The 26,989-nt window shown below is 46.8% G+C and carries 27 protein-coding genes and 1 tRNA gene; 13 read left to right on the forward strand and 15 right to left on the reverse strand.

Going from position 1 to position 26,989, the window contains the following annotated elements; genetic code table 11:
* Positions 1 to 448: 448 nt before the first annotated feature.
* The 4 genes from NDI48_30560 (at position 449) to lysS (ending at position 4,390) form a co-directional block, all read left to right on the forward strand.
* Positions 449 to 1,066 (forward strand): thylakoid membrane photosystem I accumulation factor, encoded by a 618-nt coding sequence (locus NDI48_30560; protein MEP0835511.1) that lies wholly within the window; start codon positions 449 to 451, stop codon positions 1,064 to 1,066.
* A 195-nt stretch (positions 1,067 to 1,261) separates the two neighbouring features.
* Entirely contained in the window at positions 1,262 to 1,870 is a 609-nt protein-coding gene (locus NDI48_30565; protein MEP0835512.1) for a hypothetical protein, read from the forward strand.
* A gap of 302 nt (positions 1,871 to 2,172) precedes the next feature.
* Positions 2,173 to 2,406 (forward strand): hypothetical protein, encoded by a 234-nt coding sequence (locus tag NDI48_30570; GenBank protein MEP0835513.1) that lies wholly within the window; start codon positions 2,173 to 2,175, stop codon positions 2,404 to 2,406.
* Between the two features lie 262 nt (positions 2,407 to 2,668).
* The gene (gene lysS / locus NDI48_30575) at positions 2,669 to 4,390 is read left to right on the forward strand and encodes a lysine--tRNA ligase (GenBank protein ID MEP0835514.1); all 1,722 of its coding nucleotides are present in this window, start codon (positions 2,669 to 2,671) and stop codon (positions 4,388 to 4,390) included.
* 47 nt (positions 4,391 to 4,437) lie between these two features.
* Here lysS and NDI48_30580 read toward each other — a convergent pair whose 3' ends face one another.
* Positions 4,438 to 5,037, reverse strand: coding sequence for a glyoxalase-like domain protein (locus NDI48_30580; GenBank protein MEP0835515.1), 600 nt, complete (start codon positions 5,035 to 5,037; stop codon positions 4,438 to 4,440).
* A gap of 289 nt (positions 5,038 to 5,326) precedes the next feature.
* Here NDI48_30580 and NDI48_30585 point away from each other — a divergent pair, with 289 nt between their 5' ends.
* Together NDI48_30585 and NDI48_30590 are read left to right on the forward strand one after the other, a co-directional pair.
* Positions 5,327 to 5,983 carry a sigma-70 region 4 domain-containing protein gene (locus tag NDI48_30585; protein ID MEP0835516.1) on the forward strand — a complete coding sequence of 219 codons (657 nt, stop codon included), beginning with the start codon at positions 5,327 to 5,329 and terminating at the stop codon, positions 5,981 to 5,983.
* Positions 5,984 to 6,055: 72 nt separating this feature from the next.
* Positions 6,056 to 7,246 (forward strand): tetratricopeptide repeat protein, encoded by a 1,191-nt coding sequence (locus NDI48_30590; GenBank protein ID MEP0835517.1) that lies wholly within the window; start codon positions 6,056 to 6,058, stop codon positions 7,244 to 7,246.
* A 33-nt stretch (positions 7,247 to 7,279) separates the two neighbouring features.
* Here the strand turns inward: NDI48_30590 and NDI48_30595 are convergent, their stop codons facing one another.
* Positions 7,280 to 8,356, reverse strand: coding sequence for a DUF3616 domain-containing protein (locus tag NDI48_30595; GenBank protein MEP0835518.1), 1,077 nt, complete (start codon positions 8,354 to 8,356; stop codon positions 7,280 to 7,282).
* Positions 8,357 to 8,488: 132 nt separating this feature from the next.
* Positions 8,489 to 8,992, reverse strand: coding sequence for a 2TM domain-containing protein (locus NDI48_30600; protein MEP0835519.1), 504 nt, complete (start codon positions 8,990 to 8,992; stop codon positions 8,489 to 8,491).
* A 269-nt stretch (positions 8,993 to 9,261) separates the two neighbouring features.
* Here NDI48_30600 and NDI48_30605 point away from each other — a divergent pair, with 269 nt between their 5' ends.
* Positions 9,262 to 10,386 (forward strand): site-2 protease family protein, encoded by a 1,125-nt coding sequence (locus NDI48_30605; protein ID MEP0835520.1) that lies wholly within the window; start codon positions 9,262 to 9,264, stop codon positions 10,384 to 10,386.
* Positions 10,387 to 10,512: 126 nt separating this feature from the next.
* Here the strand turns inward: NDI48_30605 and NDI48_30610 are convergent, their stop codons facing one another.
* Positions 10,513 to 11,160 (reverse strand): hypothetical protein, encoded by a 648-nt coding sequence (locus tag NDI48_30610; GenBank protein MEP0835521.1) that lies wholly within the window; start codon positions 11,158 to 11,160, stop codon positions 10,513 to 10,515.
* A 244-nt stretch (positions 11,161 to 11,404) separates the two neighbouring features.
* A complete protein-coding gene (locus NDI48_30615; protein ID MEP0835522.1) occupies positions 11,405 to 11,749 on the reverse strand; it encodes a helix-turn-helix transcriptional regulator in 345 nt (114 codons plus the stop codon).
* A 319-nt stretch (positions 11,750 to 12,068) separates the two neighbouring features.
* Here NDI48_30615 and NDI48_30620 point away from each other — a divergent pair, with 319 nt between their 5' ends.
* Positions 12,069 to 12,767 carry a pirin family protein gene (locus NDI48_30620; protein ID MEP0835523.1) on the forward strand — a complete coding sequence of 233 codons (699 nt, stop codon included), beginning with the start codon at positions 12,069 to 12,071 and terminating at the stop codon, positions 12,765 to 12,767.
* Between the two features lie 104 nt (positions 12,768 to 12,871).
* Here the strand turns inward: NDI48_30620 and NDI48_30625 are convergent, their stop codons facing one another.
* Positions 12,872 to 14,824, reverse strand: coding sequence for a metallophosphoesterase (locus NDI48_30625; protein ID MEP0835524.1), 1,953 nt, complete (start codon positions 14,822 to 14,824; stop codon positions 12,872 to 12,874).
* A gap of 261 nt (positions 14,825 to 15,085) precedes the next feature.
* On the opposite strand from NDI48_30625, the gene NDI48_30630 reads away from it, so the two are divergent.
* Entirely contained in the window at positions 15,086 to 15,292 is a 207-nt protein-coding gene (locus NDI48_30630; protein ID MEP0835525.1) for a DUF6464 family protein, read from the forward strand.
* A 153-nt stretch (positions 15,293 to 15,445) separates the two neighbouring features.
* Here the strand turns inward: NDI48_30630 and NDI48_30635 are convergent.
* The 4 genes from NDI48_30635 to NDI48_30650 all read right to left on the reverse strand — a co-directional run bounded on the left by NDI48_30635 (position 15,446) and on the right by NDI48_30650 (position 16,925).
* A tRNA-Pro gene (locus tag NDI48_30635) sits at positions 15,446 to 15,519 on the reverse strand.
* 47 nt (positions 15,520 to 15,566) lie between these two features.
* Positions 15,567 to 15,932 (reverse strand): DUF1818 family protein, encoded by a 366-nt coding sequence (locus NDI48_30640; protein ID MEP0835526.1) that lies wholly within the window; start codon positions 15,930 to 15,932, stop codon positions 15,567 to 15,569.
* Positions 15,933 to 15,935: 3 nt separating this feature from the next.
* Complete coding sequence (locus tag NDI48_30645; protein MEP0835527.1) at positions 15,936 to 16,574, reverse strand: hypothetical protein; 639 nt, start codon at positions 16,572 to 16,574, stop codon at positions 15,936 to 15,938.
* A 117-nt stretch (positions 16,575 to 16,691) separates the two neighbouring features.
* Complete coding sequence (locus tag NDI48_30650; GenBank protein MEP0835528.1) at positions 16,692 to 16,925, reverse strand: DNA-directed RNA polymerase subunit omega; 234 nt, start codon at positions 16,923 to 16,925, stop codon at positions 16,692 to 16,694.
* 419 nt (positions 16,926 to 17,344) lie between these two features.
* Between NDI48_30650 and NDI48_30655 the strand changes: the two genes are divergently transcribed.
* Positions 17,345 to 18,055, forward strand: coding sequence for a GDSL-type esterase/lipase family protein (locus NDI48_30655; GenBank protein MEP0835529.1), 711 nt, complete (start codon positions 17,345 to 17,347; stop codon positions 18,053 to 18,055).
* Here the strand turns inward: NDI48_30655 and NDI48_30660 are convergent.
* Together NDI48_30660 and NDI48_30665 are read right to left on the reverse strand one after the other, a co-directional pair.
* On the reverse strand, positions 18,041 to 18,571 hold the full coding sequence (locus NDI48_30660; protein ID MEP0835530.1) for a pentapeptide repeat-containing protein: 531 nt from the start codon (positions 18,569 to 18,571) through the stop codon (positions 18,041 to 18,043). The genes NDI48_30655 and NDI48_30660 overlap by 15 nt on opposite strands.
* Positions 18,572 to 18,684: 113 nt before the next feature.
* Entirely contained in the window at positions 18,685 to 20,103 is a 1,419-nt protein-coding gene (locus tag NDI48_30665; protein ID MEP0835531.1) for an LCP family protein, read from the reverse strand.
* Between the two features lie 312 nt (positions 20,104 to 20,415).
* On the opposite strand from NDI48_30665, the gene NDI48_30670 reads away from it, so the two are divergent.
* Both NDI48_30670 and NDI48_30675 read left to right on the forward strand, forming a co-directional pair.
* Positions 20,416 to 21,477 carry a mannose-1-phosphate guanylyltransferase gene (locus NDI48_30670; GenBank protein ID MEP0835532.1) on the forward strand — a complete coding sequence of 354 codons (1,062 nt, stop codon included), beginning with the start codon at positions 20,416 to 20,418 and terminating at the stop codon, positions 21,475 to 21,477.
* A gap of 272 nt (positions 21,478 to 21,749) precedes the next feature.
* On the forward strand, positions 21,750 to 23,408 hold the full coding sequence (locus tag NDI48_30675; GenBank protein MEP0835533.1) for an AarF/ABC1/UbiB kinase family protein: 1,659 nt from the start codon (positions 21,750 to 21,752) through the stop codon (positions 23,406 to 23,408).
* Positions 23,409 to 23,709: 301 nt separating this feature from the next.
* On the opposite strand, the gene NDI48_30680 is transcribed toward NDI48_30675, so the two are convergent.
* The 3 genes from NDI48_30680 to NDI48_30690 all read right to left on the reverse strand — a co-directional run bounded on the left by NDI48_30680 (position 23,710) and on the right by NDI48_30690 (position 25,403).
* Positions 23,710 to 24,696 carry a cysteine desulfurase gene (locus tag NDI48_30680; protein ID MEP0835534.1) on the reverse strand — a complete coding sequence of 329 codons (987 nt, stop codon included), beginning with the start codon at positions 24,694 to 24,696 and terminating at the stop codon, positions 23,710 to 23,712.
* 33 nt (positions 24,697 to 24,729) lie between these two features.
* The gene (locus NDI48_30685; protein MEP0835535.1) at positions 24,730 to 24,909 is read right to left on the reverse strand and encodes a hypothetical protein; all 180 of its coding nucleotides are present in this window, start codon (positions 24,907 to 24,909) and stop codon (positions 24,730 to 24,732) included.
* Positions 24,910 to 25,247: 338 nt separating this feature from the next.
* On the reverse strand, positions 25,248 to 25,403 hold the full coding sequence (locus tag NDI48_30690) for a hypothetical protein (protein ID MEP0835536.1): 156 nt from the start codon (positions 25,401 to 25,403) through the stop codon (positions 25,248 to 25,250).
* Positions 25,404 to 25,413: 10 nt separating this feature from the next.
* Between NDI48_30690 and NDI48_30695 the strand changes: the two genes are divergently transcribed.
* On the forward strand, positions 25,414 to 26,739 hold the full coding sequence (locus NDI48_30695) for an APC family permease (GenBank protein ID MEP0835537.1): 1,326 nt from the start codon (positions 25,414 to 25,416) through the stop codon (positions 26,737 to 26,739).
* The last annotated feature ends 250 nt before the right edge of the window (positions 26,740 to 26,989 follow it).

Genomic DNA, 26,989 nt, shown 5'->3' on the forward strand with positions numbered 1-26,989 from the left:
GCCAATAGGACGGGTGCAGTATTTTATTCTCCCCATCTGCTTATCTCCCCACCCGTCGCTTAAAAATCATCAGTCGGTTGCACAACAGTGACACCTCAGTCGAGTCACCGTTTAAGTGTGTTGTCAGCACCTTTGGGGCAAGGCTTGCAAACTAACTGTCTTGGATCAGAAGGCTACAGCTCACACCCTATCCCCATGAAAACTGAAAACTTTTCCAGCGACTGACGGTAGTACGCTCACAATGCATCCAGATTGAGCCGCAGACCCCCACTTTCCGGAATTAGGATTAGGCCGCGACCACCAAACGACCTACAACCAGAGATAATTCTATATAGAGTAGGGAGGTTATAGGTAAAGCTATAGTAATTTCGTTATAAACAAGAAATCGGTAAAACATGTCAATTCAAGACCTAATCAGAGAAAATTAAGGTTTCACATTCACTGGAGTATGATTTTTAACTTTAGACGGTTTTCCAGTCAACTTCTGACTGCTCGCCATTCAGGGAGGCATCGGGTCGCTTGCGGCTTGTTGAGCTTAGTGGCTTTTTTAAGTTGCTTGTGGCTCATCGGGACACCATCGGCTCTAGCCGGGTTGAATGATGACAAGTTTGACGGCAACATCTTCGCCCTCTATGCTGGAAATGGCTCTCTAGTCCCAGCACGCGTAACGTTGACAGAGTCTTTGAGGCGCGAGAGACCATCGCTGTTGGTGTTCTACTTAGATGACAGCAGTGATTGCAAGCAATATGCCGCCGTTATCTCACAGCTCCAAGATCCTTATGGACGAGCCGCCAATTTTCTGCCGATTAACATCGATAGTCTACCCCCGAAGTCTAAGTATCAACCAACAGAACCAGGCTACTACTACCAAGGCTTAGTGCCCCAGACGGTGATCCTGGACCAAAAGGGTAAGGTGGTTCTGAATGTGACGGGACAAGTGCCCTATGAGCAGGTAGACGATGCTTTCCGGAAAGTGTTTGATTTGCTGCCTCGTTCAGAATCCGTTGAGTTGAAGCGGCGAACTTTCAACGAATTCAATACTGAGCTAGTGGAAGGTGAACGTTAAAGTAAGGCTTTTCCCCATGATTTTAGATTTTGCCGGAGCGGTGGCGGATAAAGTTTCCTCGATTAATTCAGGAACTCAAGATAAGGATTTGGCAAAACACTCCAAAATCCAAAATCTAAAATCTAAAATCTAAAATATAGTGGGTCAGGCTCACACGCTAATCTGTCTTTTAGTGCAATGTTATTGGGTGTGCTGATGTCAGAGGTCTACAGCACCGAGGAGCTAATCAAAATTTTGGCGGATGAGCGTCGCGCCTGTATCAATGGAGAGCGTCTCAATCTTGCCGCTTCGGCGTCTGGCAGTCCGTTGCTCGATCAATTTCTGAAACCGGATGGCATTCAAAAGTTCAGTGCTTATCGAGACTTCAAGGCGGCTGTTCATCGCTATCAGCGGCAACACCAAGTTTCAGGCATTGTTTGGCGGCAGTTAACGATGAAGGGCACAACTTTGCGCTACCCTGCCGTCGATGATCAACTAGCGGCGCTCTCTAGTGATTTGGAAATCCTCAAGGCGGCTAAGACCTCAATCCTGGCGTTTTGGCACAGTGTGACACAGGGCATGGATTTGTACTTAAGCATTAACTCAGGCAAAGACTATCGACAGATTAGGCTTGATGAGGTTGGAGTAATCATTAAAGGAACGGAATGGGCCAGTCTCTCTGTACACGGTAATTCAACGTTTTTGGAGATTATCTTGCAGTTAGGCTGGGGGCAGCCGGAAGAAGCATCTTACAAGCGAGGATGGCCCTTAGCGGGCAGTGAGTATATTCATGCCGTGAAACCCAACCAACGTCCCATTTGTTGAGCGTATCAGCACTGAGGTTAGGGTTTACCGAGCATAGGCTCAAGTGCAGTGAGATTGAGGGAAATTAGGAGCAACGGTTTCCGTTCCCAAAGCCGCCGCCTTCTTGAGTTAGGCTGAGCTGAGTCAAACGTCGCTCAGAGGGACGAACTGAGAGGATGCACTAGCGTCCAAGCAGGGGTTACCGAAGAGTAGAGTGGCAAAGACGTAGCGATTGCGCTTTGAGCGAGGATTCTGCTCAAGAATCACGCACCGCATCGCTAGAGCAGAGACACAGATGAGGAATAGGAAGGAGCCTGAAAAGAATGGATGAGAATAACGAAGAGCAGATGGTGGAAAGAAAAACAGCCGCCAAGGAATCTGCTTTGACGAACGAATTAACCAAGCTGGGCAATCAGGCCGTTAAAAAAGGGCTGATTTCAGGGCATGGTTATCACGGGGGAAAGTATGAAATTTTGTGCAATGGTCAGATTTTTCTCCTCACACCCGAAAAAGCACACTCTTACCTAAAAGATTTGGTCAAAAATCATCACAAATAGAAGCCTGTTTTGGGGAAGCGCTCGGCTTTGCGGGTGCGTGAACAGCACTTTGAGTATGAGAGCAGCGAAGCGACTGGAGCAAGCGCTAGCGCAATTCGTATTCTGGAACAACGCGATTGCCCTTGATGGTACCGTCCCAAAGGGCGATCGCTCAAACACGTCCCGATCATTCCCTATAATTGACCCAAGCCCCGGCGCTCTTCAACGTTCAGCAAGGATGCGCTTTTTGTCACACAACACAAGCCTTTAGTTATTCAGTACTATGCCCTCCGAGCAGTCCCCACCAGAACCCCAAGATCACTCAAATTTAGAAGGAATCCGTGCAGCACGCTTGGAGAAAGTCCACCAGCTCAAAGCCATTGGGATGAATCCCTATGCCTACCATTGGGAATCGACTCACAACGCCGCAGAACTCCAGGAAAAATTTGCCGACTTACCCGATGGTGAAGAAGTTGATCTTGAAGTGGCGATCGCAGGTCGAATCTTAGCACGTCGAGTCTTCGGAAAACTGGCGTTCTTCAATCTTCAGGACGAAACCGGCACGATTCAGCTGTACCTCGATAAGCAGAAAATCACCACCGGAATGGCAGATGTGCCCAATGCCTTCAACCACTTAAAGCAACTCACCGACATTGGAGACATTATCGGCGTCAAGGGAACGATTAAGCGCACCGAAAAGGGTGAACTCTCGGTTTATGTCAGCCGCTACACTATGCTGACGAAGTCCCTTTTGCCCTTACCCGATAAATGGCATGGTCTTACGGATACAGAAAAGCGCTATCGTCAACGCTACGTTGACCTGATTGTCAACCCCACTGTGCGGGAAACGTTCCGACGCCGCGCCAAAATCACCGCTTCCATTCGCCGCTACCTGGAAGAACAAGACTTTCTAGAAATTGAGACGCCCGTGCTTCAGTCGGAAGCCGGGGGGGCAGAGGCGCGTCCTTTCATCACTTATCACAATACCCTGGACATGGAGCTGTACCTGCGAATCGCCACCGAGTTGCCTCTGAAGCGACTGGTGGTGGGGGGGTTTGAGAAGGTGTTTGAGCTAGGGCGGATCTTCCGGAATGAAGGCATTTCTACCCGCCATAACCCGGAATTTACCACCGTTGAGGTTTACCAAGCCTACGCGGATTACAATGACATGATGCAGTTGACGGAAAATTTGATTACCACCGCTGCACAAGATGTCTTAGGGACGCTGAAAATTTCCTACCAGGGTCAAGAAATTGACTTAACCCCCCCTTGGCGTAGAATCACCATGCATCAGTTGGTGCAGGAAAAGATCGGTTTAGATTTTACTCAATTTGAGACCTTGGAAGCCGCGCAAACGGCGGCTCGTCAAGCGGGAATCACGGGTGTGGATGCATGTTCATCCATCGGAAAACTGCTCAATGAATGTTTCGAGCAGAAGGTTGAGGAAACCTTGATTCAGCCGACGTTTGTCCTGGATTATCCCGTAGAAATTTCTCCCCTTGCCAAGCCGCATCGGGATAAGCCTGGTTTAGTCGAGCGCTTTGAGCTATTTATCGTAGGACGGGAGACGGCAAATAGCTTTTCGGAGTTAACCGACCCCATCGACCAACGCGAACGTCTAGAAGCACAGGCGGCGCGGAAAGCAGCCGGAGATTTGGAAGCGCCGGGAGTGGATGAAGATTTTATCACAGCATTGGAATATGGGATGGCTCCCACGGGCGGCCTTGGGATAGGAATTGACCGCTTAGTGATGTTGTTAACCGATAGTGCCAGTATTCGGGATGTGATTGCATTTCCCCTGCTCAAAACGTTTAGTCATGTGATTCGCTCATTTGACTATGACGAAGCGGCTCAAATCTTGCGAGTTGAATTCAACAGTGGCAGCGTCTACCAATATCGAGATGTACCTAAGAGTGTGTACCACGAAATGAAGATTGCTCCGTCTGTCGGACAGTATTTTAATACGCACATTCGCGAGAAATACGGTCAGAATCGAGAGATTTAAAGCTTTTTAGGGGCACATCCGACTGTGCCCCTAGGCATAAATCGCAGTTAATTGGAAACTTCTGCTAATTCGATCACGCGACCATCTAAATCTTTGACGAGAAAATTTAGGGGCTTCTCGGCACGAACTTTATACTTGAGGCGTTGCATTTGCACTCGCATCAACACTTGTTCTAAGCAGTCATGGTCGAAGCAAACGTGGCGTTGCTGATTTTTCTTACCCAGGCTTGCCCCAGAGATCACATGTAACTGAGTATTCTTTCTGAGTTGGTACCACAACCCATCAGCACCTCTGAGTTTGGTGGCGCTGGTGCTTCCCAAGTTGGTCGCTGACATGTAAAGGGGGTCAAGCGTACTAGTGCCCAGGGTTTGCTCGTAGTTGTAATAGTAGTGTAAAGGAACTTCCGCCGCCGCCAAATTGAGCAGACCTTCATAGAACTGTCGCGCTATCTCTAAATCCGACACCATGATGGTATGAACTTTGGGGGCACTGGTGAGAAACATCCACATGGCACCCGCATAGGCGACCAATAGCATCACCATAATGCCCTGGGTGGAAAACAGGCTATCCAAAGGAAGACCGGGCAAAAATGAACCCAGAGGTAGGGACTCAAGCAGGAGGGAAATAAAATTCACGGATAAAATCATGAACTGAAAACGCGTGATAATCCGATTTTAACTTTGATGGCTCTGTTGTCCTGTTATTCGTAAAATTATTAGCACAAGACTTGTTCTTAGATGTTACTAATTTTACCGAAGTTCCATCATTACTCTGGCCAAGTCCAGTTTGAAGCCTTAAGTTGTGGACAGAAGTCTATTTCAAGGCATGTCGATGAACCAAGTATCTCCGCCTAGAGCTGTGGAGAGTGTCAAAGGTGGTAGATATAGTAAGAAGCATCTTCTCTAATTCCCTGAGTCCAGTTGTAAATTAAAGATTGTGCAAATCCCCCATTTTTCCGAATCCAATCACCCGATTGTCAAATCGTTGTTTCATCACAGCGATCAGGAATTGCTGACCCTGTTTCAGCGTCATCCAGAGCAGGGAAAGTACTTCACGGCTATTTTCTGTCGCTACAGTCCAATTGTCTATACATTGATTCGGCACTCGGCGCGATCGCCGGTACAGGCTGAATATCTATTTGCTCTGACTTGGCGTCACATCTTCTACGAACTCAGCGGTCTAGATTTACGCTATGAAAGTACTCCGGGGACGAGTTCCTTTCAAAACTGGCTGATCAACATGACCGCCTTCTGTATTAACCAAGCGGATTTGCCGCCAGTGGAGGAAATTCACTACGATCTCAATGCGGCACCCCCACCGTTCTGGTGTTACCTGGAACAAGCATTAGAACAACTCCAACCCGTAATGCGGTTGATTGTGATCATGGCTCAGACGTTCCACTGGAGCGAAACACGAATTGCAGCTTATTTGCAAGCGGAGGGAGAAGTGGTTTCACCCGCCCAAGTGAGAATTCAGCTCCAAAAAGGCTATCAAACTTTGGAAACAGCCTTACCTGAAGATATTCGCCTGATTTATTTGGCTCAGGCGGCTTCCCTACAGGCAAATTCCCAAGTTAATGCTCTATCTGTATAGAGAAAATCATAGGGCGTGCAATGATCTAAGCGCTGAAGTGGTCGGTAAACTTTAGCAATCGGGGAGAATGTGATGAATAAACAGGGTTTGTCAGTCGTGAAAAACACCAAAGGGGTGATTAAAAGTCCCTCATACCTCACCTCTTGCACTCGTGGCAACAACCCGTCAGGGAATCAATGTCCTGGCTCCCAGCTAAGACGGCATACTCGTTTTTACACAGCCGTAGCGCTAACCCTTAACAGCTTAATCCTGACTTTCAGTACGGGAGTCCAAGCTCAATTTGTGCCTCCAGGCGTGCCAGAGGTTGAACTCCTAGAACAACTGGATGTCCCTTTAAACAATGGGATTCAAGGGGAAGATCGAAATCAGGCCGATTTCTTGATGCGGTTAGGAGGACAGGCGCAGGCGCAGGGAAATTATGACAAAGCGATCGCCAACTGGTTACAGGCACTCGACATTTATCAGCGAATTGGTGACCTTGAGGGTGAGGGTGTGACTTACGACTACATCGGGGTAACCTATGCGAAAATGGGACGCTATCGGCAAGCAGAAGATGCCCTAAGACGGCGAGTTGGGGTTGCTCGTTCACGCCGAGATTTTCAAGGACAGATTTATGGATTGAATAACTTGGGCACCATTTTGCTGGAATCCGGCAGTCCTGAATCGGCTCAGGCCACCTTTACAGAAGCCCTGACGATTGCTCGTAGTATCCAGAATAAAGCGGGCGAGGGCTTAAGTTTGAGTAACCTGGGTTTAGCGGCAGCAGCACAGGGAAGTTATTTTGAGGCGATTAAGCGTTACCAAGCAGCCTTGGTTTTGCGACGTCGGGCGGACGATTCCCTAGGGGAAGCAAATACACGAAATAATTTGGCAGACGCCTATCGCGCTGTCAACCTTTACAGGGATGCCTTAATCACCTATCAAGGAGGATTGCGAGTGGCACAAGCGACGCGGGATATCCCCAATCAGTTTCGTGCACTTAGGGGTCTGGTGCAATCTTATAGCGCCATGAAGCAGTATCCGGTGGCGCTCAAACTTCTTGAACAACACAAAGCTTTAGCCCAAACACAGGCAAACCGTCGAGAACAACTGCTTTCGCTGAGGTATGCGGCTCAACTTTATAGAGCGACAGGGAATTTGGTCAATGCTCGCATTCTTTATCAAGAAGCGATTGTACTGGCAAATGTTTTAGGAGAAACCCAAGAAGAAGCCTTCTTACGAGATGATTTGAGCCAAATCACTTATTCATTACCGAGGCTCTAATTCTTCCCGTCTTAGCTCTTTTTAGATTTCTCTTTATTTCAATCTAAAAACATCCGCATAAACACTATGCGGTTTAACAAGCCTTGCTTCATCGGGTGAATCATAAACGACCAAAAGGGAATCTGACTCACCCAAACAAGGAAAGAGTGCTAATCCCTCAGCATGATCAGCGCCCACATTAAAAGGTAAGTCAAATAAAAGCTCCAAATCTCCTGATTCCTGACTCGATAGGCTGTTGCTCGGATGCTCTAGGGCATTTTTCAGGCGGAAGATTCGCAAGGAACCTTCCAAATCCATGGTTGGCCCTGCCAGAATGATCAAATCGTCACCGTTCAAACACAGTTCCCGCACACCCAATCCATTCAGGTTTACAAAATGTTTTTTGTAGAGCTTTCCTTCTTCACCAATTTTTTTGAGCGTTAAGATTCCTGGTTCTTTTTCTTCAACTTCTATCTCCACAATAATCGCCCAACCTCGGAGCACAGGCCCCCGAAATCCTAGAAAAATCTTGCCTTGATGAACCGCTAATCCTTCAATATCAAAGCCATTTTCTTTGCTGGGAAGCGGAAAGCTTAAAAATGGCCCTAAGTGGCAGTCATCTTTGAGCGCTTCAATCAGAATGTTTTCGTCTTTTGTTTTTTGTAAATATGCCGCTGTCAATTTTTGGTCGGGATGATCAGGCAGCGACCCGGATTTTAATAATTCCCCATTAATAACAGGAATACGAGCAATTAAATAACGGTTCGGCTCAGCTTTGATGGTTGCGAGTCTATCCAAATCTTTCTGTGGATTTTTTCCTTTCGCCTTTTTGCGTTTTGTACTGTGGGAACCTGTTAACCAAAGATAATTATTTTCGTAATCCATGCCTTCAATGTCGATTTCGTCCTCCTGATTAAAGAGTTCGACGAAATCTCCCATCGAAAATGACTGGTGCTTTCCAAAGATATAAGGCTCAATCAGAGATAAGCGCTCAATGGTTATGCCTTCATCGGAACCGAGCCATAAGCTACCATCAGGTGTAAACGCAGCAGCAGATAGGTTTCCTACCATATCTTCAGATGGCTCGTCGAAACGCAGGAGTACGCGTGTTAATAAGAAGGGTTTGGGCACAATAAATTTATTTTTTAGGATGTTGCAGGATTAGAGATTACTGCCAGTTTATCCCAAAGCCATCCTAGGCTCTCTAAAAGAAAGCTAAATTTCTTAAATTACTTTATATAACTCTTGGCGTTACCGCTTGCTTCAGCTTACCGCTTTCAGCCAGTTGTTGATGCGGCTATAAAGTGAGTGGGCAACTTGTGTGAGCTGGTGCTTGCGATACCACTTCTGGAAGGCTCTTTCGTAGTGTTCACCCTGTAATTGATAGGTATCCCAAGCATGAAGTCCTAGCCCAAGCCCCCAGAATAATAAAATATATAACGACCAAGACAGTTGTCCTGCCGTCAGTAGGTTCAGACAAACTAAAAAAAGATTAACAATTAAATACTTACCGAAACGTCTCTTGAGTTGGCTGCGCCGATAGAAATTAAATTCTTGATGCTTTTGCCGCTGTTGTTGCTGGAGAAGCCACTCCTGTTCTGCCTGGGCTAGGCTTTCAGTAGAAATACTTAATTCAGCGGCAATTTCCAGAAGCTGTTGGCGGGAAAATTCTCCGCCGTCAGACTGACGAGCGATCGCCAGATTCAGGATCTGCTGAATGTCTTCTTGCTGGTAAGAGCGGGCGATTTGGCGTTCAAAGACAGTCATAATCTAATGGTTATTAATAAAGGGATTCCTTTCTGCTCTAAGAAGATGATGCCACTCAAGGCACAGGGGAGCAGTCCTTATTTTATTATGGCGATATCCAGAGGGATGTCACAGGCAACCTTCATGCTCAAAACCGAACTCTTGGGGTCGGTTCTTACGACAATTGATAGATGAATAAAGGTTTTACATTTCGTTACGATGGAGACATGACAAGAAATAAAATTAACAACAGAAAAAAGTCTTAAATAAAAAGATTTAAGGGAGCGCTTATGAACGGTAGTATTCGTGTTGGTAACTTATTTGGCATTCCTTTTTATGTGCATCCGTCCTGGTTTTTAGTCTTGGGCTTGGTTACTTTTAGCTATGGAGGTCAACTGTCAGCTATTTTTCCGGGTTTGGCTAGTGGATTAGCCTTTCTTCTGGGATTTGTTGCAGCCTTGTTCTTATTTGCCTCCGTCCTAGCTCATGAATTGGGTCATAGCTTTGTGGCTCTTTGGCAAGGCATTGAAGTTAAATCCATCAGCTTATTTCTCTTTGGCGGTCTAGCGGCGTTGGAGAAAGAGTCAGAAACTCCGGCTCAATCTTTTTGGGTCGCGATCGCAGGGCCACTCGTCAGCCTCTTGCTCTTCGGTCTGTTCACAGCGATTGGCATCGGCACGCCGATTACAGGGCCATTGGCCGCGATGGTTAGCCTGCTGGCCTACATTAACTTGATGCTGGCCTTATTTAATCTGATTCCCGGCTTACCTCTGGATGGCGGCAATATCCTGAAGTCTGTGGTGTGGAAAATCACAGGTAATCCTTATAAAGGTGTAGTTTTTGCTAGCCGCGTTGGTCAGTTTTTAGGTTGGATTGGCATTAGCATAGGATTCCTCGCCGTCTTAGGAATTAGCAATTTCGGTAGCTTCTGGACTCTGTTAATTGGTTGGTTCCTGCTGCGAAATGCAGGTTCCTCTGCCCAATCCGCCAGAATCCAAGATAAGTTACTGGGTTTAACGGCTGAAGATGCTGTGATTCCCAATAGCCCGATTGTATCGGCTGACTTGTCTCTGCGAGAGTTTGCCAATAACTACATCATTGGTAAAGCAGAATGGCACAAGTTCTTAGTCACGGATGAGGATGGTCAATTGTTGGGTGCGATCGCTGTTGATGACATGAGAGCAGTACCCACCTCCCACTGGAATGAAACCCCCGTCCAAGAACTGATGCGGCCTGTTGATTACTCCACAACTGTGAAATCCGATCAATCCCTTTTGGAAGTTGTGACACTTTTGGAGCAAGGAAAACTCACTCAACTGCCTGTTATTCGTGATAACGGTGTGCTAGTCGGAATTCTCGAAAAAGCATCCATTATTCGCCTACTCGAGCAAAGAGCACAAGCTAAACCTGCTTAACGAGCTAATCCCTTACAGGAGTTAATACCCAATCTTTGCTTAACTTGAAATTCCTAGCCTCCTTAATCTAAGGGAGGCTCTTTTGTGGCTTAGGTGTAGGTGAGTCGCCTTAACCACGACGGCTCGTTAAAGTAACCAGCTTTTGTTAGCAAAATCAGCAGGCTTTTCACTTTCTGTTTGAATCGGTCTCCCTGGCCTGGTTTCGGGTACTCTCTGTGCTTGTACTTGTATTTTAAGGTTTTCCTTTGGCTTTTCTTCTTTGATTTCGTTTGTTTTTTTCAGGATAGTAATTTCCTGCATCAGCTTTTCATTGGTTTGAGCCAGTTGAACAGCGGCTGCTTTAGCTTTTTCCAACTCTTTACTAAGCTGAGTTATTTTTTGTAGGTCCTTTTGTTGCTGCTGCATCGATTCTTTTTGCCCCTCTAACTCGGATTGTAAATCTACAACTTTTTGTTGGAGAGAGTCTTCTTTTTTTTGGGCTTTTTCGAGAGCCTCTTCCAATTCGGTCAAATTTTCTTCCTGATCTTGTGTTTCCTTCACCGATTTTTTTTGCCCCTCTAACTCAGATTGTAAATCTGCAACTTTTTGTTGGAGAGAGTCTTCTTTTTTTTGGGCTTTTTCGAGAGCCTCTTTCAATTCGGTCAAATTTTTTTCCTGATCTTGTATTTTCTTCTCGGCTTCGTTCAGTTTCGCTTTTAACTGAGTAAGCGTTGCTTCCAACTCTGCCTTGGTAGGCGCTGAGCGTTTTGTACGAAAGTTGCTTTGTGAATTCATTTTTACAAGTTAATAATGCCCAGAAGGGTTAGGCTTTGCATACTTAAAGTTCAAACAAGCTTAGCTGGCACTTAAAGTCAGTGAATCTCCACAATTACATCTATCCTGTGACAGGCAGGAAGGAGTGACTACTGGATTAAGTGTCAGTCTCAGCAAGTAAAGTCTGGTGTTGTTCTATGCCTGTAGTTGATAACTATCAATGCATACTCTGCCTAATTTTACTATTTTATGGCCTGCGGTTGTCCTAAATTTCTGGATTTTGTTCTAGCAGATGCCTAACCCCCCATTCATGCATTGAATCAATAATGGGTTTCAGGCTTTCCCCTAACGAGGTTAGAGAGTATTCAACTTTAGGAGGAACCTGCAAATAAACCTCCCGATGAATGATGCCATCGTGTTCCATCTCCCGTAGTTGTTGCGTCAGCATTTTTTGGGTAATGCCGTTTAAAGCGCGGTGCAACTGACCAAAACGCTGTACGCCCTGAAATAACTCCCGCAGAATCAAGACTTTCCAGCGTCCGCCAATAACCTCTAGGGTTCTTTCTACCGGACAACTTGCTCTCTCGGTACTAGCTGCTTGAGCTGCCATAGTATCTTTTTGGGTACTACCTTACTTTAAAGTGCATACTTTCCATAATAACCTTACTTAGCCTAAAGTATAAATATACGAAAAAGGCACTAAGGAAAGGATGAAGGATAAAAGGTAAAAAGTTCTTTTACACTTCATCTTCTCAGCATTAGTTTTTTCAGGAGAACCCAATGAGTAAGCCTGTTATTGCTGATAAAAAGCCTGGTGTTATTGAAGTAGGAGTAAAGACTTCTTACTGGTGTTCATCAACACAGGGAATATCCCAAGACGCCAGCCTAAACTCTGAATTCTAAAGTTTTGAATTAAATAGGAGCAGGCAATGATCACACTTAGAAAAGCTGAAGATCGAGGACACGCGAATCATGGTTGGTTGGATACATACCACACCTTTTCATTCGCTAACTATTACGATCCCAAACATATGGGATTTCGCGCCCTACGGGTGATTAATGAAGACTACGTTAGCCCTACGGCTGGTTTTGGAACCCATGGACATCGCGATATGGAAATCATCACCTATGTTCTAGAAGGAGCATTAGAACACAAGGACAATATTGGTAATGGTTCAGTGATTCAGCCGGGTGAAGTACAACGGATGAGTGCTGGGACAGGAATCCTACACAGTGAGTTTAATCACTCCGAAAATGAAGCGGTTCATTTGCTGCAAATTTGGCTGTTACCCGCTCAAAACGGATTATCGCCAAGTTATGAACAACGGAACTTTTCCCCAGCCAAGACTCCAGGCAAACTGCATTTAGTTGCAGCTAAAGATGGGCGAGAGGGTGCTGTTACGGTTCATCAAGATGTAGATTTGTATGCTGCGGTTTTGAAAGCAGGCGATCGCCTTTCTCATACCCTCCAACCTCAACGTCATGCCTGGGTACAGGTAGCACGAGGTGCGATTACTCTGAACGGATTGCCTCTTGATACGAGTGATGGAGCCGCTATCAGCAACGAAACAGAAGTTGTGATTGAAGCGACGAAAGAAGCAGAAATTCTGCTATTCGATCTGGCATAAGCAGCTAACCCTGGAAGAACACAAAACTCTCCTGAATCTGCCCCTCCTAATACGAGGGGCAGAACCCAACAATTACAGAGCGAAAATCCATATAGGATTATTCATTAAGGGAACGGCAGTTTGATAATGTTTTGAGGTATGATGCCAGCCAACCCAGCAGCAATAATTAGCCCTGTAATGATTAAGGCGACGCCAGCCAAAAGTACTGCATCCTTGTTTTGAAATTTCCTTGAAGTAATGGGTTGAGCTAATCGGAATTCATCAAATTTCACGACTTTTGATTTCGACGAGTCCCCAGGGGATAGCTTCGCTTCACGCGTATCAAAACGATAGCTGCTCACTGTACCTTTACCTGTGTCTAAGATACTAAAAGCTGTGATGTCATTACTCGCTATATAAGGCAGCCGCTGCTGCTCATCACCGAGCAACGGTGCAAGTGTTGGCATCACAGGTTCCAGTCCATTGGGATTACCTGTCGCCGTATATTCTGCCTGAAAACCTATTGGCACCGGACGCTTTTTATTGCCGATATAAGCACCATAAGTATTGCCGACATTTGAAGTTTCTAAAAAGTGCATCCCACTCGGAGAAACAAAGCGATTCCACAGATGCGAATGTCCATAAAATACCAGTTGTACATTCGCCGCCTCTAACAGAGGTACAATGTCACGAATAATGTAATCCTCTGCCTTGGGGTACTCGTAACGTACCGCTTTAATACGTCCCTCTTCATCCCGTTTAATCAACTGTACCGGATAAGTATAAGCGGGGACAATATTATCGCCCAGTGAATGGGGCGGATGGTGAAACATCACAATCTTATACTTCGCCTGTTTAAATTCTGGACTGTTGAGTTCTTTCTCCAACCATTTATATTGGACGCTACCCTTAGCAACTGGCTCAAAGATATGTTGTCCATATCCCCACGCTATGGGATTATTTAAGTCTTTTTCTCGTTCTCGATATCTACCTTTGGCATCTGCCTCTAAGCTAGGAGTTCTCCAAATATTGGTGATGGATAGCACGACCAATCGGATGTCCCCAAAGGTTATAGAATAATTATTCTCTACTCCAGATTTGTTCGGAGGTAAGGTGAAAATTTCGTTATAAGTGTCGGTATTAAAGGAATTATTTTTCAGCCAAGCTTGACGCACTTTTGGGTCATTCTTGGGGTTTAAGTACTTGGCTTTTATTTGATAAAGTCTTTGGGCAATAGTACGAGGATAGGGGTCGTTAAACTGGTCATTTAAGTTATGCTCATTGGAAAAGCGTCCCATGACCTCATGATTTCCAACGGCTGGGAATAGGGGGGCATATTGGATTAACTCACCGCCTTTATAAGTTGTTTTGATGCCCTCTTTCTCTAGCTCGTAATCTGCCCGACCTTGGAGACAGGGAAAAAAGGCACCGCCACGATTATCATCAAACCATTCCGAAGCGCGATCAGGAACGTTGACTAAATCACCGGCCAAGAAGACGGCATCAACTTGTCCAATAGTTTCATAGACTTTCTGGAGATTTGCCGCTGTCATCGGCATCAATTGGTGGTCAGAAGTGAGAAGAATTTTCAGTGGGGTTCCTGGTGCCGGTTTCGGCGCAAGAGTAAACTGATGGCTGCTCACTTTTTGGTCATCTTCCCGCACACTCGTCACCTGATAAGGCACACGCCTGCCAGCCGTTAAACCTGTGATTGTCGCTTCATGACGCCAGATATCCCTCCTGGTCGGTTGCTGATAAATTTGACCCTCTTGTGTTTGTTTCCCCACTTTGGATTTCTGGTCTTCCCGTGTACGACTGAGTTTGGTCGTAGTGGCGATCGCCGTGCGACTGAGTCCTTGTCCGTAGCTGACGCTATGGCGGGAGCCTGCAAACTCAGTAAACCAAACCACTCGCACTGAATTCTCCGTTGGCAGTTGCAAAAACGGGTCAGTCAGCAACTGAGGTGCAGATGTCATTATGGGCTGCCTATTCAGGATTACTAGGACGGGGGCAAGGGTAATGCAGACGATAAACACAGCCGCTATGAGGAGGGGACGACTGGTTAAGCGCTTGACCATTGAGCGTCTTGGGTAAAAAACAGGAGTGTAATAGTTTATCGCACTTTAACAGGTAGTCGTGATGGAGTCATGTCTTGGGCATCACATTATCTGGGTTTTGAAGCGTAACAACAAGGAATTGTGCGATCAGGCGCATCACACCTGAATTTGTCATAACTTATGTCAAATTTAGGCAACAAAAAGCCAGAAAGATAAAAATAAGATAGACCCTCTGTTCGTTTCACACCGTCTTGAGCAATGACCAATATTGCGTTTAATCGAATGCGACTCAAATCCCATGCCCAGATCAAACGCTGGATTGAGTTCCATCAACAACGATTGAGACAAGTATCAAATAGTATAGATAAAAAGGGGACTTGTAGATATAACGCTCACTCAGCCTACTTACTGTGTGCCGTGAATCCCACAGGCTCATGTGAGCTGTGTCAGCATTATGAACCTCAGGACAAACGTATACACTGTGGATAAGTGATGATATTTATCACATCTTTTTAGAGATTCGTGTAAAGTCCAAAATAGTCAGCATACAACGCTCAAGAGCCTAACACATCCAAAACAATCTCTTGGACGTATTAGGCTCTTGAGTTTTACCAGTAAGGGTTCTGGCTATTTTTCAATCAATCGGAGCGGCGGGATTTGAACCCACGACCCCTACTACCCCAAAGTAGTGCGCTACCAAGCTGCGCTACGCCCCGTAAAACCTAGACTAATGTAACACAATATTTGTAATTAAAACAACAATCTAAAATACTTTCAGAGATTGAGCGGCTGCAACCAAACCTGGAACGGCTTCAGTAAGCCAGCTTCCCTCACAGCGGCGTCCTGTGTTTAAGATGAATCGCAGGGTATAAGCATGGGGATAGCCTTCTACCTCCATCCACAACAAGTCGCTGTCAGCTTCACAGATGATTTTTTCCTCATCCATCAACTCATCTGCCATATGGCTCATTGTCTGGGCTAACTGCCCCAATAAGCGACAAAAATCATCTAACTCTGCCTCGGTTAGCTCGATCGCCCAATCCTCTCCACCGACTAAACCTTGATAATCCGTGGTTTGAGGATTCCAACCCAAACGCCAACCCGATCCAGTTTTAACAACCCGTTCCATGGTTTAAGGCATCAGCAACTGAGCATCTCCCGGTTTGGGGAGAGAGGGGGTTGTACTGGGACTGGAGGAAGTAGGCGGTGGTGGCGCTGGCGTCGGTGTCTCACGGGGGGACGGTGCAGGTTGTTGAGTACTATTGGGATTGAAGAGACTGACTAAGACATTCACTAAAGCGTCGCGCTCTGCACGAGTCAGCTTTTCCATTGCCTTGCGATCGCTTTCCATCGGATTTTCCCGTAAGGTATCAGCGCTGGGATACTGAGATTCCACCAAGTAATTGTTAGCACCGAGATAGTCAGCGAGTGTCAACTTCCAATCCAAACGGTACGTGGGAGGACGGCGTTTCACAAAAATGTGATACCGCATGAAGCGACCAATCAAGGTGTTATTCTCATCTATTTTCCCAGTTTGTTTACTGACATACTGGTTCTCTAGAGGCAAATTGGGTAAGCGTTCATAAACTCGCTGCCACGCATCTTGGGGGACGGAAAGCTGGGCAGCAACAGGTTGTACTCCAATCCACTTGAAGACACTAGAATCTTTTACCTCTGCTTTCCCAACCATTAAGCAGATGCCTGTGAATGTGGCGATTGTTAAACCGAGCGTCAGCCGGAAACGGATACCTTTTCGGATCGCTTGAAGCATTTTGAACGCGAGAGCGATGATTGATAGGGGCAGGTTGAGCGGCTATCTTTATGTGAACCACAACCACATCAAAACAAAACCTGCCCTCGCCTGGATTGAGAAGTGTTTCTAGAGAGTCTAATCTCCAATGATTTCCGGTTGTGTCAATTCATCGGACATCTCGATAATCGCCCTGAGAACGGGCTTCATCATCGGATCATCAATATTCTCAAAGTCTTCATAGCGACGGCGCTTGGCACGATTTGCCACTTGCACGGTAATCCGATAGCGATTGGAAGCTGCACTGATCAGCTCCTCGGCGCGATGCATAATTTGACTCGAATCAAACTGGTGGTAACGTTTGTGCAGCATCAGTCGTCGTTAGAAGGTGGGTCAGATTTAGAAAAATAGCCTTTAGCGTCAAGCCTTTGAGGTTGGTTAGCTAAAGGCACAATTCATTCTCCAGTGTAACAGCAGTGACAAGTGCGGCGTTTATTCCTGTGGGAGGACGCTTAGCTTCGGTAGCGGTTCTAGATTGAGAGCGAACCTGCGGTTGTATCGGCAGAGGATTTCTGGAAACCTAAAAAGCTGAAGTTCTCGACAAAGATACAGCCAGAAGATAGAAGACTTGATGAAGATATCCCTCTTCTCCGGACATCAATACAACAAGGATGTGAATAATGAGTGAAAGGCGCTCAATGATTTCTAAGGTGCAACGAATAGCGTAAGATTATGTAAACTCTTGTAAACCTGTCGAGTTGTTAATATAAACTGGCTGACTACTACTGTTTATGCAAACACTTGTTGCTGCTAGCTTCCCGTCAATCCGTCAAACCCATCAAGCCCCTTTAAAAATCGTTGTCCTCGGTGACAGCCTCATCTATGGATTTGGTGACCCAGAAGGAGGCGGCTGGGTAGAGAGATTACGACGCCAGTGGATGTCGCCAGATAGTCCCGGTCATGTTCTCTACAATCTTGGTGTTCGAGGCGATGGAGTCAAGCAAGTGCAAGCACGGCTTGAACATGAGTTTCGCCATCGCGGTGAACTGAAGAATCGCGTTCCAGATGCCATGATCCTTTCCATCGGCGTTAATGATTCCGCCCGTCTGGGACGACCGGATGGACGAAATTTTACAGAATTTGAGAGTTTCCAGGCAGAACTCGCTCACCTGTTAGACCAAGCGAAACAATTGTGTCCCGTGCTATTCGTGGGTATGGTGCCTGTGGATGAAGCTAAGATGCCATTCCTCAATTGTTTCTACTTCAATCATGCTGACCAGTACCGCTACAAAGAGGCAACGCGCCTTGCCTGTCAAAAGCGTCAGATTCCCTACCTGGATATTTTCGATCTTTGGCGATCGCGCGGTCAGGATTGGTGTATTAAACACTTATGTTCAGATGGTCTTCATCCCAATGTTGCTGGTTATCAGGCATTACTCCAGGATGTCCGTAACTGGGAAGCCTTCAATCATCTATCTGAGCCAATTTTAGCGACAGCCTAAACTATCCCGCGTTGCAACGCCCGTAATTGGGTTAACCCCACTCGCCTTCTCACACAGAAGAGACACTTGATAGCGATCAATAATCGCATCCGTAAAATCAGCGCCAGTGATGTCGGCATCGTAAAAACGACTGCGTGTCATCGTTGCTTCTTGCAAGATAGCGTTCTTCAAATTGGCATTGTCCAATGTCACTCGGTCGACCAATGCGCCCGTAAGATTTGCTCCTTCCAAATCTGCACCCAACATCACTCCTTTAGTCAGGATAGCGTTGGTTAGGTCAGACCCTTGGAAGTTAGTCCCCCGCATCTCAGCGGCCACGAAAACCGCGCCTACTAAATTCTTTTGAGAAAAGTCACGATTGGTTAAATTGGTACTACTGTAGTTAATGGTGCTTTCCTGGGCATAGGCGGGAGTGGCACATAGCATGATCCACAGCCACGCCAAAGCGATCGCTAAAATTACTCTTACTAAAGTTTGTAGAAAGGGTTTAATCTCTTTTAAATTCAAAATTTCCATTGATGTCCTATATGGTCTATACATGGCAACACAGTTATTTGTCAGGACACGACCGGGTCGTGTCCTGATCCTTGTGCTGAAGGTTGTGGATTGATGGAATTACGAAGAAAGTGTTATTCAAAGTTAGTTTCCATCCAATCTTCGCCCACTCGAATCGTCAGGTCAGATTCTATATCACCTGTAGAAGATGCCTCTACCCTACCGAATCCTAAGATTTTTTTGAGAGTAGCCGCCGCTTCCAAATCGCCCTGCTGGACAATAATTTGAGTTTGGGGCTGACGATCAGGCCAGTCTTTGACAATATAAACATTACGAAAGTTTTTAGCAGCCAAATACCGAGCCACCTGCTGACCGAGTTGTGGTTTGTCCGTAGCATTTTGAATGGCAATTCGCACACTCCGGGATGAACTGTGCGGCTCTAAGGCTGTCCACGCTGGATTTTGCTGGAAATACTCGCGCATCACTCGATCTCGCCCTAATGGATCAACCAGCCAATAGCTGCCAATAAATTCCTTGGGAGCGCTGAAACGACCAGGCAGGAGTACCATTTTAACGCTATCTTGCTGGAGCTTCAGACCAAAGCCTGCGATCGCTAGCAGTTCTTCTAAGCTCAGGTTGGTATCCACATACTGCTGCATCACCTGCATCACTTGGGGCAAACGGGACAAGACGCTTGGCGTCACCAAACGCTGCCGCAATGCCTTCAGAAGTGCCTGCTGTCGTTGTACCCGACCAATATCACCATTTTTATCTTTGCGGAACCGAGCAAATTGTTCTGCTTGGTCTCCATTCAACGTTTGCCACCCTTGCTCTAAATCAATCTTCAAATTTTGAGTGACATCTGTATATTGCATGGGATAGGGGACAAAGACTTCAATCCCTCCCACAAGGTCAACCAATTCTCGGAATGCCTCGGTCGTGACTCGTAAGTACCGATCAATCGGTACATCATTGAGGCTGCGGCTCACAACCCGTGCGGCTAAGGCAGCACCCCCCTCCACATTGGCATCATTAATTTTGGCCAGTCCAACCCCTGGAATGTTGACTTGAGTATCCCGTGGGATGGATAGCATCCGCACCGAATTATCGGCGGGGTCTAGGCGCAGGAGTAACATTGTATCACTGCGACCGCCAAAGACGGCCGCTGAGTTCTTTGGAGCCTCTGGCACTCGGTCTATCCCCATCACCAGGATGTTGACGGGTCTGGCGATTTTGTACGGAAAGCCTCGACCCCACGAGTCCCCTTTAGCACCAAATCCTTGATTTAAAGGTGTGATAAACGGTGACAAAGGTGTGAATAGCGCTAGCGCTGCCCCCAATGTGGCAGAAATTGTAGCGGTGAGAACAAAAGCGGAACCCCAGATCAACCACCGAATCAAGGGGCGACCCGATGGCTTGTGCTTTTTGGATTTAGGGACAGGCGTCTTAGGGTCTGGAGACGATTGTGTGTCAGCCACATCCTCACGGCTATCGGTATCTACACTCATCTGAGAATTGGTAGGACTTTTGGACGATTCTAGCCCTATGCCCATTGAAGACGATTCAAAACTTTCCTTCACCCTCACCTCAACTGTAGACTGCGCGTACAGTTTGACATACTTGCAGAAATTACTTGCAGGATTATAGCGTTAGCAGCACGATTCCCGATCTAGGGAGTGTCTTGGGAATCAACTACCAAATGGGGGAGTAGAAAAAGCTCCAGGAGTAGAAACTTCCCTAACTGCCCTTGAGTGTCCCCACTGCCCCTACTGGGTTGTGGAACTAGAGAAATCGACGACGAGGCAAGCTTGTACAGGCGCGACAAGGCTAGGATATAGCAGAAAAATTAGTTAGCGTGGCAATCCATGGATAAATCCTTGATACCTGTGATTCTGGCTGGTGGCAAAGGGGAGCGTTTTTGGCCTTTGAGCCGGAAGCACCGACCGAAGCAGTTTTTAAGCTTAGATGGTAGCGGCAAGAGCCTTTTGCAGGCAACCGCTGACCGACTCAGTGAACTAGCCGGAAGCTCAGAGAAGTTGTGGGTCGTAACTTCAGCCCAACTGGCTCAAGGGGTTCGAGAACAGCTCCCTGACCTTTTAGAGCAGAATCTGTTAGCGGAGCCGGAAGGGCGTGATACCGCTCCAGCAGTGGCTTGGTCTACGCTGGAGATTGCACGAACCTATGGGGAAGATGCTGTGGTGGCATTTTTCCCGGCTGACCACTGGATTGAAGACCAGCAGGCGTTTCAGAAAACCATCAAGGCAGCGGCTGAACTGGCGTCAAAAGAGGCCGCAATTGTTACATTGGGCATCACGCCTAACCATCCTTCTACAGGTTATGGGTACATCGAGCAAGGCGAACAGACGGGAACGTTTGGCGGATTGCCTGTGTATCAGGTGACGCGCTTCACGGAAAAGCCTGATCGCGAAACGGCTGAGCAGTTTCTGGCTACCGGTCGCTTTAGCTGGAATAGTGGGATGTTCATTTTCCGCGCTGGGGTGGTATTGAATGAACTCCGCACTTATGCACCCGAAATTATTGGCCCACTGGAAGAAAAAGGTGTAGAGGCGTATCACCAGCTACCGAAAAAAAGTGTTGACTATGCCTTGATGGAAAAGACCCAATTGGCGTATGTTTTACCGGCATCTTTTGGTTGGGATGATTTGGGGGATTGGAATGCGATCGAGCGCTTGCTTAAGGGGGATGCTGCAAATGTAGAATTGGCGCAGCATGTGGGGATGGATACGAAGGGAGCCATTCTTTACGCCAGTGATAACGATGAAGTGATTGTGACGATTGGTTTAGAGGATGTGGTTGTGGTGCGTGATCGCAACGTCACCTTAATCGTGAAAAAAGACCGGACACAGGAAATTAAGCAGGTCGTTAAAGCGCTTCAAGATGACCCGAAACTGCAAGAGTTGTTGTAAACAGGTCAGCTAAACAAACACCAGAGCAATACGATCTCATACTCCAGGTACATTTGCACTCACCAGGGTTTAACGTTACAACATTCAATAAATAGAATAGTGCTAACCTGGCTGGCTGCATCTGATTACGTTGAATATCAGCCCTAGGGGCAGCTCTACCTTGCCCCTACCCTCCAGGGATAGAACAAAATCGTATCCAATAGCCCAAAAGCAAAAGAGTATTTTGTTTTTGCTTCTACCTTTTCTTTCTTAACCTTGGTGACACCTAAACGATGTTTTCCTTAACTCAAACCACTTCTCGGCAACGTGAAATCATCGAGGTCGTCTTCGGCAACGGCTGGGATTACATGCGAGGACTGCTGACGGGTGGTAAGACTGGTAAGACGGACGAACCGAATCTGCCACCCCCCGCCGTTCTCTGTAAAGTTTTAGTAGAATTGGGACCGGTCTACGTCAAATTAGGACAATTGCTAAGTACTCGTCCTGATCTGTTGCCAGGGGAATATGTCGAAGCCTTAACCGACTTGCAAGCGAATGTGCCGCCGGTGGGGTGGAGTGAGGTAGAAATCCAGATTCGGCAACAATTGCGGCAGCCTTTGGAGGATGTTTTCTCCAGCATTAACCCCCAAGCGGTTGCGGCGGGTTCGATTGCCCAAACTCACCGAGCCACCTTAAAAACAGGTCAAGAGGTTGCCCTAAAGGTGCAGCGTCCTGGAATTGAGGTGATTGTCGCTCAGGATATTGCTCTGATTCGGAGTATAGCGGAGTTGGTGTCTCGCACGAACTTTGGGGAGGATTATGACATTGTTGGCTTAGCTGAGGAGTTTGCCACAGCCTTGCAAGCCGAGTTAGATTTCAGCCAAGAGGCTGGCTATACCGATCAGCTACGGCGCAACTTATCGACGAGTCGCTGGTTTGACCCAACACAGCTAGTGGTACCAGAGATTTATTGGGATTTCACGAGTAAAAAGCTGATGGTAATGGAATGGCTCGATGGTGTGCCAATTCTGTTAGCGAAGCTACCAGCAATGCGGGATGGAAAGGATGCAGACACGCAGCGCAAAGAAATCACCACGCTTTTGTTTCGCGCTTTCTTGCAGCAACTCTACATCGACGGCTTTTTCCATGCCGATCCTCATCCAGGTAATTTATTTTATTTGAGTGATGGTCGCTTGGCGCTCTTAGACTGTGGGATGGTGGGGCGCTTAGACCCGCGCACACAGCAGATTTTAACGGAAATGTTGTTGGCGATCGTGGACTTAGACGCCCAGCGGTGTGCCCAGCTAACCCTGGAACTGGCAGAGTCGGATCAGCCTGTCAGTTTATCGCGACTGGCGAATGACTACGATCGCATGTTGCGAAAGTATTACAATATCAGCCTGTCGCAAATCAATTTCAGCCAGGTATTTTATGAGGTGCTGCAAGTCGCTCGTAACAACAAGATTCGCCTGCCCAGCAATATGGGTTTGTATGCAAAAACCCTAGCTAACTTGGAGGGAGTGGCTCGAAGTTTTGACCCTGAAATTAACCTATTAGACGAAATCAAGCCGCTGATGACCGATATGTTTCGGCGTCAGCTACTAGGAAATAATCCATTACAAACTGTTCTAAGAACTGCCCTGGATCTCAAGAGTTTATCTTTGCAATCTCCGCGTCAGTTGGAGTTACTCTTAGATCGGGTAACTTCAGAAACTTTAAAGTGGAATATCACCATACGAGATCTTGACCCTTTACGTCGCAGTATGGATGATTCGGCAAATCGGCTGTCGTTTAGTGTGGTCGTCGGCTCATTGATTATCGGCGCAGCTATTATCTCTAGTAATGCACAGACGAGTCAGTTGTCTTTGATTAGTAATGTACTATTTGCTACTGCTAGTTTTTTGGGTCTGTGGTTGGCGATTAGTATTCTTAGGTCGGGTCGTTTAAAGTAAATTAATCGATTTACCCCATGTAAAAGGAGAATAAAGTTGGAAACTGAATAATAAAGTTGGAAACTGAATAATAAAGTTGGAAACTAACTGGCACATACAGCCTAAATCAATTTGTACCGATCAGTGACCAGTTTTCCAAACAGATGATTACGCCTGTCTATGTCCATTGAGATTCTTAGGACTTACGTAACTAGCTACGATATCCGCTTATGTCAGGAAACTTATGAATTGCCCCCGCTAAAGTGTGTGTCCAAGCAGAAGATGCGTAAGTCCTATTTCTATTAGGGTGGGCAATGGAGGTTCAAGTAAGCATAGTTTGGCGAGTCTTGCTTACAGCAGTAGAGAGAATCTCCGCTGCTCGCTCTATTTCTTCATTCGTGGTAAATTTGCCAAGACCGATACGTAATGCTCCTTCTATTACCTCAGAGGGCAAATTGAGGGCTTGCAGAACATGGGACGGAGTTTCTACACCTGATGAGCAGGCAGAACCAGTAGAAATGGCGAGTTGAGAGCGTACTCTGGCAATAACTGCACTGTTAGGAATATCGGGGATTGAAATGTGGAGATTGCCTGCAAGCCGGGAGGTAGTATCTCCGTTGATGACTAAACCTGGAATTTTGTCTAGCAGTAGGCTTTGAAGTCTGTCACGCTTGGATGCGATCTGCGCTTCGCAGCAGCGCTTCGCTATCGCTTTTTCATCTTCTTTCATTTCCAGTTGACGCAGGCGGCAGGCTTCCCCTAAGCCAACAATACCAGGAACGTTAAGAGTTCCAGACCTCATTCCTTTCTGATGAGGGCCACCAAATATGATTGGTTCTAGGTGATGTCCTTTCCTGACAACTAATGCGCCAGAACCTTTGGGACCATAGAGTTTGTGGGCAGAGATGGCTAGGTAAGTGATTCCCCACTCTTCAAAGTGTATCGGGATTTTTCCTACAGCTTGGGATGCATCACAGAGGAAGGGAATACTGTAACGTTGAGCAATCTGAGCGATCGCCTCAATTGGGTAAATGTTGCCAATCTCGTTGTTGGCTGCCATAACACAAACAAGGGAGAGTCCCTCAGCACAAACTTGTTCTAGATGGTTGAGATCGAGTCTTCCTCTAGAATCGACTTGGAGATAAGCCAGTTCTGCCCAGCCGCGTTTTTCTAGAATATGGCAGGTGTCGAGAATGGCTTTGTGTTCGAGTGGCAGCAGCGCAATGCGGTGAGGTTTTCCAGGGTTGGGACACAGACTACCCTGAATTACCAGGTTAAGGCTCTCGGTTGCCCCCGATGTCCAAACGATTTCTCGCTTGTGAGATCCAACTAGCTCAGCTACCTAAATAGCTGCTTGTTTGACGGCTTCTTCAGCGCGATCGCCCCACGAGTGATCCACACTGCTGGCGTTGCCGAATTCTTCAGTCATGCAGTGGTAGATGCGCTCGGCAACTCGGCAATCGACAGGGGTTGTGGCGTGGTAGTCAAGGTATACAGGACGATTTCTACTCTGCTGGCTCATAGGTGGCAAGCAAAGCAAGGTAGTTCATCATCCTCGCTGTCAAGTACGTCTGATAGCGCCTCGGCTAAGGGTCGATTTGGAGCGGTTTTTTTCTCCCTATACAGAAGAAGCGTTTTCCCGCCTTGATGCCATCTTCGAGCAAAGATTGTCAGTTTTAGCTTCTGCAAAACACCACCAGCAGTAGATCACAACAACGGACTTTTTCATCACCGTTCCCCAGAGGAAAGCTTTTAAAAGCTTCTATTCTCTTGAGCTTTTACAATTACTTCAGAGTGAGTTTGGTGAGGAGATTTACGAAAATTGGTTGTCTATGAATCCTGGGAAAATTAACTGAATTTTTAGCTAACGCATATCTCATCCTCAGCCATTACTTGATTACAGGCAGGCGCGATCGCATATTTGGTCTGAGTGGGAATCCGCGCAAGTGCGATCACGCTTCCACCCCCTATACTGATGAGCAGAAAGATGACACGATTGGGAGAATAGAAGGACAAGAGAAATGCTATGGAACCGAATGTGGAAGCGGATTCACTGAAGCGAGTGTTTGGATTGCCTACGCTGGTGATTTACGGGGTTGGTGATATTCTCGGTGCCGGAATTTATGCAGTGATCGGAAAAATTGCGGGACTTTCCGGCTCTTGGGTTTGGGTTTCTTTCCTCACATCTATGATTGTTGCGGCACTCACAGCTTTAAGCTATGCCGAACTCGGCAGCCGAATTCCACAAAGCGGAGGAGTCGCCACTTTCATCCACAGAGCATTTCGCAAGGATTGGCTCTCAATCCTCGTAGGCTGGTTGATGTTTTGTACCTGCCTGGTTTCAATGGCAACTCTCTCAAAAGCGTTTGCAGGCTATCTAAATGCTTTTGCTCCAGCCATTCCAGCTTGGTTGATTATCCTCGCTCTGTTTTCTGGTCTGGCATTTGTTAATTTTAGGGGAATGCAGGAGTCCTCAGCCCTAAATATTTTTTGCACAGCTCTGGAAGTTTCAGGTCTGGTCATCGTTATCCTAGTCTCTGCTCTTTTTATAATCGGAGGCCCAGCAGGTGCGGGTAATCCTGTTGCAAGCCCTGTACCGAACGCGCCAACAATTGGTTGGACGGCGATCTTTCAGGGAGCGGCACTCGCCTTCTACGCCTTTATTGGGTTTGAGGATATTGTGAATGTCGCGGAGGAAGTGAAAAATCCCGAACGCAATGTTCCAAGAGCCATCCTGTTTGCCCTGGGAATTGCAGGTGTCGTTTATGTTCTCGTCTCTTGGCTTGCCACTAACGTACTAAGTCCGGCGGAACTTGCTGCCTCGAACGCTCCTCTTCTCGATGTCGTTCTGCGATCGCAGCCAAATTTTCCAGCAGTCGTCTTTTCACTCATCGCCCTGTTCGCTGTTCTAAATACTGCTTTGCTGAATTTTGTCACGGCATCGCGGCTGCTCTTCGGGATGTCGAGAGAAGGGCTGCTTCCAGCTTGGTTAGGAAAATTACATCCACGGCGAGCAACTCCCTATCGAACGCTGCTGATCATTCTGCCGATCGTCATCTTTCTGGCGCTTTCAGGTACACTCCAATTCCTAGCTGGAACAACCGCAACCTTGATTCTTGCAATGTTCTGTCTTGTCAACCTTTCACTGCTGGTCATTAAACGCCAAGAACCACGAGCTAATGGCTTTCAGGTTCCTTATCTGATTCCGGCTTTAGCGCTAATCTCCAACTTAGTTCTCGTTGCCTTCGCCTCTCGAGAAAGTCACATTTTGGCGTTAGTGTTTACAGGTATAGGAATGCTTCTGATTTTGCTCCGCAATGCCGTGAGCAGTGGCTCGCGACAACTGCATTAATAATTTTTAGTACATTCAGTAGACTGATTTTTGGATAGAAAGTTTGACGTTGTTTGGTACAGGACTTATGCAACTGGCTACGCTATCCGCTACATGTAGGGGCACGGCATTGCCGTGCCCCTACGAAGATGGTGTATTAACGGGACTTAAACAAAAATCGAGAAGCAATAAAGGTATAATCTAAGCATGGCATAGATTTCACGTTAAAGTTTGAGCGATGAAAGAGACAACTCCTGCCGCCATGCCCCCT

The sequence above is a fragment of the Microcoleus sp. AS-A8 genome (assembly GCA_039962225.1).
Taxonomy (GTDB): domain Bacteria; phylum Cyanobacteriota; class Cyanobacteriia; order Cyanobacteriales; family Coleofasciculaceae; genus Allocoleopsis.

Bases quoted from the DNA above. Each gene is read 5' to 3' on its own strand.
- NDI48_30645 (MEP0835527.1), bottom strand. From the start codon at position 16,574: ATGCTTCAAGCGATCCGAAAAGGTATCCGTTTCCGGCTGACGCTCGGT.
- NDI48_30590 (MEP0835517.1), top strand. From the start codon at position 6,056: ATGAATAAACAGGGTTTGTCAGTCGTGAAAAACACCAAAGGGGTGATT.
- NDI48_30695 (MEP0835537.1), top strand. From the start codon at position 25,414: ATGGAACCGAATGTGGAAGCGGATTCACTGAAGCGAGTGTTTGGATTG.
- NDI48_30625 (MEP0835524.1), bottom strand. From the start codon at position 14,824: ATGGTCAAGCGCTTAACCAGTCGTCCCCTCCTCATAGCGGCTGTGTTT.
- NDI48_30630 (MEP0835525.1), top strand. From the start codon at position 15,086: ATGCGACTCAAATCCCATGCCCAGATCAAACGCTGGATTGAGTTCCAT.
- NDI48_30560 (MEP0835511.1), top strand. From the start codon at position 449: ATGATTTTTAACTTTAGACGGTTTTCCAGTCAACTTCTGACTGCTCGC.
- NDI48_30610 (MEP0835521.1), bottom strand. From the start codon at position 11,160: ATGAATTCACAAAGCAACTTTCGTACAAAACGCTCAGCGCCTACCAAG.
- NDI48_30605 (MEP0835520.1), top strand. From the start codon at position 9,262: ATGAACGGTAGTATTCGTGTTGGTAACTTATTTGGCATTCCTTTTTAT.
- NDI48_30670 (MEP0835532.1), top strand. From the start codon at position 20,416: ATGGATAAATCCTTGATACCTGTGATTCTGGCTGGTGGCAAAGGGGAG.
- NDI48_30640 (MEP0835526.1), bottom strand. From the start codon at position 15,932: ATGGAACGGGTTGTTAAAACTGGATCGGGTTGGCGTTTGGGTTGGAAT.
- NDI48_30655 (MEP0835529.1), top strand. From the start codon at position 17,345: ATGCAAACACTTGTTGCTGCTAGCTTCCCGTCAATCCGTCAAACCCAT.
- NDI48_30620 (MEP0835523.1), top strand. From the start codon at position 12,069: ATGATCACACTTAGAAAAGCTGAAGATCGAGGACACGCGAATCATGGT.
- NDI48_30650 (MEP0835528.1), bottom strand. From the start codon at position 16,925: ATGCTGCACAAACGTTACCACCAGTTTGATTCGAGTCAAATTATGCAT.
- NDI48_30665 (MEP0835531.1), bottom strand. From the start codon at position 20,103: ATGGGCATAGGGCTAGAATCGTCCAAAAGTCCTACCAATTCTCAGATG.
- NDI48_30675 (MEP0835533.1), top strand. From the start codon at position 21,750: ATGTTTTCCTTAACTCAAACCACTTCTCGGCAACGTGAAATCATCGAG.
- NDI48_30565 (MEP0835512.1), top strand. From the start codon at position 1,262: ATGTCAGAGGTCTACAGCACCGAGGAGCTAATCAAAATTTTGGCGGAT.
- NDI48_30570 (MEP0835513.1), top strand. From the start codon at position 2,173: ATGGATGAGAATAACGAAGAGCAGATGGTGGAAAGAAAAACAGCCGCC.
- NDI48_30580 (MEP0835515.1), bottom strand. From the start codon at position 5,037: ATGATTTTATCCGTGAATTTTATTTCCCTCCTGCTTGAGTCCCTACCT.
- lysS (MEP0835514.1), top strand. From the start codon at position 2,669: ATGCCCTCCGAGCAGTCCCCACCAGAACCCCAAGATCACTCAAATTTA.
- NDI48_30600 (MEP0835519.1), bottom strand. From the start codon at position 8,992: ATGACTGTCTTTGAACGCCAAATCGCCCGCTCTTACCAGCAAGAAGAC.
- NDI48_30660 (MEP0835530.1), bottom strand. From the start codon at position 18,571: ATGGAAATTTTGAATTTAAAAGAGATTAAACCCTTTCTACAAACTTTA.
- NDI48_30685 (MEP0835535.1), bottom strand. From the start codon at position 24,909: ATGAGCCAGCAGAGTAGAAATCGTCCTGTATACCTTGACTACCACGCC.
- NDI48_30615 (MEP0835522.1), bottom strand. From the start codon at position 11,749: ATGGCAGCTCAAGCAGCTAGTACCGAGAGAGCAAGTTGTCCGGTAGAA.